Consider the following 8,491-nt stretch of genomic DNA (forward strand, 5'->3'; position numbering starts at 1 on the left):
AAAAACACGAATAAATCAGTCATAGACTATATTTTAGGGTTATTATGAGGTATAATAACTGCAAGAAATCAGTCCAAAACGAGGAGAAACCTTGCAGAATGAAACCCAAAACCACAGAGGACCCACAGAATAGAATCTTCCAGATGCGTCTTGAAAACATGATAAATATGGAGCACGAATTAGTATTGCTTTCCGAGAAAATAAACTGGAAAGCATTCGAGAAGAAGTTTGGAGAAGTCTACATTCAGGATGTAGGGCGTCCTGGTCTTCCTACGAGATTAATGGTAGGGCTCCATTACCTGAAAGGGTTACACGACCTGTCAGACGAAGCAGTAGTCGAAGGATTTCTTGAAAACCCATACTGGCAGTACTTCTGCGGGATGGAGTTCTTTGAGCACAAACTGCCGTTGAACTCAAGCTCCATGACAAGGTGGCGTAAAAGAATAGGTCCGCGAGGATTTGAGACATTACTGAAAGAGACGATAGAGACAGCCCTATCGATAAACTGTCTCAAACAGAAAGACATGCTCAAAGTCACGGTAGACACGACAGTACAAGAGAAAAACATAACATTTCCGACAGACGTAAAGCTCTACGCCAAGGGGACGGAAATACTTGTGAGAGAGGCAAAGAAAGCCGGAATAGGACTGAGACAGACCTACGCAAGGACAGTCCCGATGCTGGAGCGTGAAAACTGGCTCAAGAACCGAGGCAGGAAATACAAACAGGCAAACGCCTGTCAAAGACGCCTCAAGACAATACTTGGAAGAACGGTTAGAGACATCACAAGAAAAGCGACCGAGGAACAATTAACGGGCAAACTTGGTAAATTCCTATCAATGGCAGAACAGGTGCTGGAACAGAAGCGCGAAGATAAAAACAAGATCTACAGTTATTTTGAACCAGAGACATCCTGTATTGCAAAAGGCAAGGTACACAAGAAATACGAATTTGGTTCCAAGGCATCAATAGTAACGACCCAGAAAGGCAACTGGATACTTGGGACAAAGACATACAAGGGATCACCGAACGACATCACGACACTGTCGGACACACTGGAGCAGGTACAGCAAATGACTGGAGCCTATCCGGAAGAAGTTTACTGTGACAAAGGTTACAGGGGTAAAAAAGTGCATGAAAATCTGCAATGCAAAGTCTTGATACCTGGGATAAAACAGAAAGTTACCGCAGTCCAGAAGAAAAGACTCAAGCGAAGAAATGCGATAGAACCCGTAATAGGGCACCTGAAAGAAGATCACGGTATGGCAAGGAACTACCTGAAGGGCAGGATAGGGGATGAAATAAACGCCCTGATGGCATCCTGCGGCTTCAACCTGAAAAAGCTGCTGAAATCGGTCAGGGCTTTTTTGTCTCAATTAACAGAAAGCCTGATTTTCGTCGATTTGAGACTGAACGACAAAAATCAGGCAGGACGATTCGGGTATTTGATCGGATAGATGTTTTTCAGTGATAACTATTTAGCGGAGAACCAGTGGCTCTAAAATATTGAAGTCGCTGGATTCCCGATCTCGAAACGCACTCGAAATAGTTCAGTCACTATTGTGATTTGTTATGTCCCTCTTTCGAGGAACAGAGTCCTTCCTGATCAAAAGCATGCGGGAAAGACGGTGGGTAAGTTGAGGTTAATATTTTAATCCGAATATCGGGTGGAAAATACGCTCATCATGCAGAAACTGTGCCTGATCGTCAAACGACTTCTTAGCTTCTTCCCCAAGTGACAGGGCCATTGCCGAAGTGAGAACATGCGTCAGGAAAAGCGGGCCGATAGTGCTGCTGCCAAATGTCGGGCTGTTTGCCGAAACAAAGAAGGTTAGATCGGCAAACCTGCAAACGGGCGCAGCTGCACTGTCTGTTATCGTAACGACCTTTGCGCCGTTTTTGTGCGCCATTTCAACGGCCTCGGTAACCTCGACCGCATAACTCGGAAGCTCGCAAACTACAACGAGATCCCCGTCGGCGATGCAGCGCACCTGTTCCCAGAGCGAAAGGCTTCCACGGCGGAGCAAAACAGCCTTCCTGGCCATGACGGCCAGCCTCATCTGCATAAGTTCCGCTACCAGCGACGATATGCCCCATCCTACACAGTAGATACTGTTAGCTTTTTTTGCCATCTCACAGAACTTATCCGTACCTTCTGTCGTAAGCTGCGCCATCGTGTCATCGAGGTTCGCATGCTCCGCACGGAAAACACTGTCAGGAAAAGTTTCGCTTGAACTCACCGCCCGCGCAAGGAGCGCGGCGGGGTTGATCTGTTCAAGTATCGCCGTCTGCAGGCAGCTCTTAAGTTCGGCATAGCCTGAAAACCCGAGCATCTGAGCTACTCTTACCAGCTGTGCTTTCGAAACTTTAAGTTCATCGGCTATATCGCCTATCGAGCGGAATGAAGCCTCTCTCATGTTTGCAAGAAGGTATTCCGCCACACGGCGAGCCTTGTTGGGCATAGTATGTGCTCTTTCCACGAGCAAAGTTTTAAGCTGGGTACTGTCCATAATGGAACACTCCTTATTTCTCCGATAATATTGAATCATTGTTGCTGATTTAAGAGATAAGTTTATTGTTCTATCCCATAGTTGTCAACGGTTGTCAAATTTTTTTATAATCGGTTCAGTGGAAATACTTAGTAAACCCCGCGAGACATTCTACATGTAAATGGCATGTTCATTCAAATATGCGGCTTCGTCAAACAATATCTTTTGCTGCAAAATCCCTGCGGCCACAATAGGAAACAGTGACCCACCGCAGACAATACGGGACGAGACCCGCGGATCTGTGAGTTAATGCATCTGGCTGCATTGATCTATTTAAAGAGGATCCCAGCTGCCCTCGTTCCGATCTCTCATGACAGGACAATATACCATCCCATATTCAGCTGTCCTGAGACAGGCATTGCATGAGATGCATGCCGATGGCCTGGGATCCTCTTCATACCAGCGGTTGACAAGATCGGGCTCCGCGTTGAACGGCCGACTGAGGCCAAAGAGGTCACATACCCCTCTTTGGAGCAGATCGGAAATCACAGGCAAGCTTCTGAGGCCTCCGGTAAGCACAACTATCTGTTTGGACGAAACATATTTTTTGAGCTCGGCGGCGTACTCTCGGAAAGGGGCCTCAGTTCCTCCGGCTGATATCCCTATGACAGAGGGGGAATTTGCGGCTCCGGCATAGCCTGTGCCGTATGAAACTTCTATCCCGTCGGCTCCGTCGCTAAGGAGGGTTTTAGCAACAGCCAGACCATCTTCAGTTTTATAGCCTTCAGCAGTACCTTCCGCAATACTTATCTTGAACCAGATAGGGAAGTCTATTCCTACAGCTTCTCGTACATCGGAAAGGATCTCACGAAATATCCTCATCCTGTTTTCAAGAGGGCCGCCGTATATATCATCGCGCCTGTTTATAACAGGAGAGAGGAATTGTGTCAGCAGCAACCCATGTCCGCCATGTATTTCTACGCCGTCGGCGCCGCCTTTTTGGGCACGGCGGGCAGATGCCGCAAAATCCGCGCGTATACTGAGGATGTCACTCTGTGTGAGCGGTTCGGTCCCAAAATCACGACCGGGATGGATACCGCCGGACGGAGAAAAAGATCGCGTACCGCCGATCACCGCGGCATCGCGCTGGCCGCCCGCATGACATATCTGGACTATCAGCTTTGAATCAAATCGCTGCACTGCATCCGCAAGAACAGCGACATCACTGATCCGCTCATCCGTGTCAAGCCCCCACTGCCGTCTCAACGACTTGCCATTCCGATTAACATATGCAGATCCTGTGATGATCGTACCCGCTCCTCCTGCCGCTATCTCGGTATGACGTCCTATCTCGGCTGAAGATATTTCCCCTGTATCGTCATCCGCTCCTGCAAGCCATGTCGCGGAACGCAGAAACCTGTTCCTGGCAGAAAAAGAAGGGTTCTCAAATCTATCAAACAATGCAATTGTTTTTTCTTTCCATGTCACAAAAAACGGCCCCTTTCATCGTTTTAAGTCATATTATCCCGGAGAAGCCCAAAATGATACGGTTGGCTATTATACTCTCTGCCTATGCTTTTCCTGAATTTGATATCGTGCCGCTTGAGGTTATCCCAATAATGGAGACCAATATCAGCAGCACTTGGCCGGAGGAAAGTATCTCAGAAGAGACGCAGCTTTTTCCATTGAGAGACCGGTATAATCTGCAAGGCGGCCGAGGCCGAAACCGCCGTGGCCTGTGAATTTCGAGATCTGTCCTATCGGAACTGTCCAAGGTCCGGCCCAGTTGTTCCGTGTAAGTTTCCGCACAAGCATCTCGCTTTGGATCATTTCACCCAGAGCGGGATGGTGCGGTCCGCCGCGCACCTGAGACGCCAGCAGCTCAGATTCCTGAAGCCCGACACGTATGGGACGAAACCCAAGTGACGTCGCAGTATCAAGGAATCTCCCGCCCCATTTTACCGCCTCAGGTACAGATATGGGCCTGTAGCGGCCGCTTTGAAACATCACTTCAAGTTCTGTGCCCTCAAGCACAAGGCAGGGATAGAGCCGTAATTCCCAGTCCATGGGGCCCTTTGCCGCGGCAAGCGCCGCCAAGTCATTTATGCTGCTTTCAGCGGTCTGTCCAGGCAGGCCGATCATCATCTGCACGGCAAGCGGGACAGATTCATCACGCAGTGTAATAATATCCTCAAGTATAGTCTCAGGATCTGCATCACGTTTACAGGCACTTAAAACATTTGGGTCAAGCGAAGGTATGCCGAGTTCGACACATGCTATAGGGTAGGACATGACGAGTCTGCGAAGAGCAGTGTCGCGAAGATCTCCCGGGTAGGTGGAGAATCTGATGCGGCTTGATACAGGCGCGCATTTGACAACAGCATCCAGATAGGCTCTAACCGTCTCATGGTCAAAACGGCAGAATGACCCGCCAAAGTAGCATATTTCCATTGGTTCATCTATTTTAGAAAGAACGGAACATACATATTCCGGAGATGGGACTTCAGATACACCGGTTATAGTTTGCTGGTTACAATAGACACAACGGCCATGGCATCCGCCGAACGGCAGAAAAAATGGCAGTTTTTTCATTGCAGAAGTCATGCCCAATCCGAATAATCTCCTTCGACCCACTCGGGCCAGATAGCAGCCCACGCAAAGGAATCGGCCCTGTTTTCGAAGCTCTCCATCGACTCGCACGTATGGGTCCAGAAACGTGCGCCTTTCCTGTGGTTCAGCAAATGATAAACCTCATGGAATATTGCAAAACGCCGCCACACGAGAGGCAACAGCGAATTCACAAAGATCCGCCCGCGGTCGTCATGCACGACATGTATTCCCCACACACCTGCCGGCAGTGCCTCATACTTAAGCTCCAGACAAAGGCCGGTTGCCTCTTCCGTCCTGGCAAGTATTTCAAATTCACTTAAACGCCGCCACCCCCTGCCCTCTTTTACAGCCCATGCAGGCAACTCCACAGGAGGAACGGGCAGGTCTTCGCACACATCCTCCGATCCAGAGTTATTTTCCGGAATCATCCTTTAAATCCCAGTCGTCCAGAGCTGCTTCTATGACGCGGTAGACCCTGCGCAGTTCCTGATCCGTAAGCTTTTTGCTGCGGTACCATATCTCAAGTTCTCCGTTGTCAAGCATTGACTCAAGCTGTACTCTGCCTGGTTTATCAGGAGATGAAAAGTCCATGAGAAGATCCGTTATTTCCACATTCAGTGCAGGTGCAAGCCTCTGAAGCAGTTTCATGGACGGAAGTCTGCGATTACTCTCCAGCGCCTGAACATAAATGCGGCTTACCTCTACTTTATCCGCGAGTTTCTGCTGTGTGAGATGCTGCGCTTTACGAAGCGATTTGATCCTGTTGCCTAAACTCATAAAATATCCGCCCTTTCTGTCTTGTGTTGTGTCATTGAAGAATACAATAAAAATCTATTGTTGACAAGAGGACGAGGTGACTTTGTTTAAAAATAGCGTACAGCTTAAAAGATCTGCCGCCCCGCCGGGGCTTATCCTGCGAGGCATGAAGGATTTTTCAAGAGCTTCTATAACAGCATAACTTCCTGAGAGCGGGTCAAATTTTTCGCGTGCCATGCTGACCATGCTCCGATACTCTCTCCTCCAGAAATCAAATCCGCCGCGATGTATGACATTGCTGTCCTCGTTGACCTCCATTATCGCAAGCAAGGCAGAAACAGATGCATCATTGACAGACGCGCCCAAGGCAGTTGCGCTCCTCAGGGCAGGAAGCCCTGCGCGCAGTACTGAGGGGAAGCCCGCCTCCGCCTCTCCCCTTATACCGGTCACGCCATAAAAAACAAAGAGTTTTTCACCGTTTGTCATTCCGCTGATGTCAGTCCTGGATTTAAGTGGAATCAGCTCTCTTTCGATCGTACCATTGACTGCGGAGGACGCAAAGCCAACTATTACATCCGGAGTCATAGGCATCCTCTTATAAACAGAAAGGCCCGCTCCATAAACCAATAGGGACATCAGATAGATGAGCCCCTTATGTGTATTTATGCCTTCGGTTGCAGCGAACATCGCATGTTCCATCTCAACACCCGTTGCACGCAGAACGGACAGTGCGCATTCCGGCTCCGTGCCGTTCAGTCCGGCCAAAGCCTGCTTTTCCCAGAAGGGCGCAATTGCTTCGGCGCTTTGAATGAATGTGCGCCAGTCCATGTCTCTATGGCAGCCAGGCCCCAGCGGATCGACAAGCCCAGGCTTTGGGGCTGTCATGATTTCATCGGCGGCAGCTTCCGCCGCGGCCATTCCAAGCTCGGCAGCACACATGTGCTTGACTTCACCTGACAAGTGAGGGATACTCTTTATGATCAAATTTAAGGGCGGTCTGTCTATATGCATAAGAGTACCTCCGTCTATCCTGTATCTTTTTCTACATTAACCGAATTCTTCCATGCCCGCAAGCGGTCCTTTATCATTATCCTGCTCGCGCTGTTTGTTGTTGCCATATCTATTACACCCTATGTCTCATCACTTATATGTGAAAGAGCGGCCAAAAACTGGTCTGACGGATGGCGTGCATGGAGGGACGGGGACGCCGAAACAGCCCTTTACTGCTGGACAAAAGACAGTATCGCTGCCGGTCTCGCTCCACGCCCGGCCAGGCTCTGCTACTGGCGCATACGTGCTCTGGATAAGCTTGGAAGGCATGACGAGGCATACGCTCTTCGCAGGCGGATGACTCAAAAATATCCCTTAGACTTCTACACATTCCTGCTCTTCCCTGATGGAGGAATGTCATTTTATCCGCGCGAAACCTCAATAAAAACAGCAGCCCTGTTCCATCCGCGCCCATGGAGCAAGGAGGTCGCTTCAGCGTCAAGACTTACGGGTGTTCCCGAGAACATGATATGGGCGGTAATGAAGCGCGAAAGCAAATTCCGTATAAACGCAAAAAGCCAGTCAGGCGCCATAGGACTGATGCAGCTTATGCCAACAACAGCACGGGATGAAGCTAAACTTCTGAAAGTAAATATTCCGGACATCTGCATACCCCGGTACAATATACTGTTGGGCGCAAACCACTTTGCGGGGCTCGAAGAAAAATTTCACGGCGAGATACTTCGCGCAATAGCAGCTTACAACGCAGGCTCCGCCTCTGTCGTCAGATGGGACACACTGTCTGCCCATGACTGGGCCGAATGGGTCGAGGAGATCCCATATGCGGAAACAAGGGAGTTTGTGCGTTCTGTGCTTGAAAATCGAGAGGTTTACAGGCTTTCGTATGACAGCGACGATAAAAGGTCTCTTTTTTTTCTTGCGCGTGGGAAACCATCGCCGCTGGGAAGCATAGTTGCATCAGATAAAAACCAAAGGGACCGCTGAATAATTTAATACGCAAGCACACAAAGAATTACCGTAAAACTATCAGGTAACCACACCTGATTTTATGGCCGGCTCATCGATCATTGTTTTCTGGAGCAGGAACTGCAGACAACAGGATACGGGAGGTGTTATTTATGACAGATAGAACAACGGAAGAGTTTGATCCGGTCGATGCCGTGCAAAGGTGCCTTGACGCTGCCGGGTATAAAGGGAAAATATTTCACACTGAAAAAACTATATTCACAGTCGCAGATGCCTCCGCGGCAGTCGGCGCTCCTGAACCGAAGATACTCAAAAGCATACTCCTCCGAGTAAACCATGGACGATGTTTCGCTCTGGCGCTGATGTCCGGCATAAATAAAGTCGAGACAAAAAAGATAAAGAAACTGCTCGGCGCCGCACATGTCTCCTTCGCAGACCCGGAAGCCTGCTATCAATGGTCCGGGTTCCGTCCAGGGGGAGTCCCGCCCGTCGGCTATCCTGAACAGCCTAAGACATTTCTCGACGATGACCTGTTCCTTTACGACGTTGTCTGGGCGGCAGCCGGCACCGATCACGCCTTCTTCCCTGTCCGCCCGTGTGAGCTTTTGCGCATAACTTCAGGAGAAAAGGCTGACATCAAGAAGCAATTCTGATACCGC

Annotated in this window: 9 protein-coding genes; 3 read left to right on the plus strand and 6 right to left on the minus strand. The window is 49.4% G+C overall.

The window, feature by feature from the left end:
• Positions 1–98: 98 nt before the first annotated feature.
• Entirely contained in the window at positions 99–1,457 is a 1,359-nt protein-coding gene (locus LLF78_00530) for an IS5 family transposase (protein MCE5200987.1), read from the plus strand.
• A 186-nt stretch (positions 1,458–1,643) separates the two neighbouring features.
• On the opposite strand, the gene LLF78_00535 is transcribed toward LLF78_00530, so the two are convergent.
• The 6 genes from LLF78_00535 to LLF78_00560 form a co-directional block, all read right to left on the minus strand.
• Positions 1,644–2,510, minus strand: a complete 867-nt coding sequence (locus LLF78_00535) for a MurR/RpiR family transcriptional regulator (GenBank protein MCE5200988.1) — start codon at positions 2,508–2,510, stop codon at positions 1,644–1,646.
• Between the two features lie 312 nt (positions 2,511–2,822).
• The gene (locus LLF78_00540; protein MCE5200989.1) at positions 2,823–3,977 is read right to left on the minus strand and encodes an NADH:flavin oxidoreductase; all 1,155 of its coding nucleotides are present in this window, start codon (positions 3,975–3,977) and stop codon (positions 2,823–2,825) included.
• A gap of 144 nt (positions 3,978–4,121) precedes the next feature.
• A complete protein-coding gene (locus LLF78_00545) occupies positions 4,122–5,093 on the minus strand; it encodes a radical SAM protein (protein MCE5200990.1) in 972 nt (323 codons plus the stop codon).
• Positions 5,090–5,527: an ImmA/IrrE family metallo-endopeptidase gene (locus LLF78_00550; GenBank protein ID MCE5200991.1), complete on the minus strand. Its 438-nt coding sequence runs from the start codon at positions 5,525–5,527 to the stop codon at positions 5,090–5,092. The genes LLF78_00545 and LLF78_00550 overlap by 4 nt, the downstream gene beginning before the upstream one ends.
• Positions 5,511–5,876, minus strand: coding sequence for a helix-turn-helix domain-containing protein (locus LLF78_00555; protein ID MCE5200992.1), 366 nt, complete (start codon positions 5,874–5,876; stop codon positions 5,511–5,513). Before LLF78_00555 ends, LLF78_00550 begins: the two co-directional genes overlap by 17 nt.
• 54 nt (positions 5,877–5,930) lie before the next feature.
• Complete coding sequence (locus LLF78_00560; GenBank protein MCE5200993.1) at positions 5,931–6,866, minus strand: triphosphoribosyl-dephospho-CoA synthase; 936 nt, start codon at positions 6,864–6,866, stop codon at positions 5,931–5,933.
• Here LLF78_00560 and LLF78_00565 point away from each other — a divergent pair.
• Together LLF78_00565 and LLF78_00570 are read left to right on the plus strand one after the other, a co-directional pair.
• On the plus strand, positions 6,861–7,850 hold the full coding sequence (locus LLF78_00565; protein ID MCE5200994.1) for a lytic transglycosylase domain-containing protein: 990 nt from the start codon (positions 6,861–6,863) through the stop codon (positions 7,848–7,850). The two genes, LLF78_00560 and LLF78_00565, sit on opposite strands and share 6 nt — an antisense overlap.
• 134 nt (positions 7,851–7,984) lie before the next feature.
• Positions 7,985–8,485 carry a YbaK/EbsC family protein gene (locus LLF78_00570; protein ID MCE5200995.1) on the plus strand — a complete coding sequence of 167 codons (501 nt, stop codon included), beginning with the start codon at positions 7,985–7,987 and terminating at the stop codon, positions 8,483–8,485.
• Positions 8,486–8,491 lie beyond the last annotated feature (6 nt).

This window comes from Synergistaceae bacterium (assembly GCA_021372895.1).
In the GTDB taxonomy this organism is placed as follows: Bacteria; Synergistota; Synergistia; order Synergistales; family Synergistaceae; genus JAJFTP01.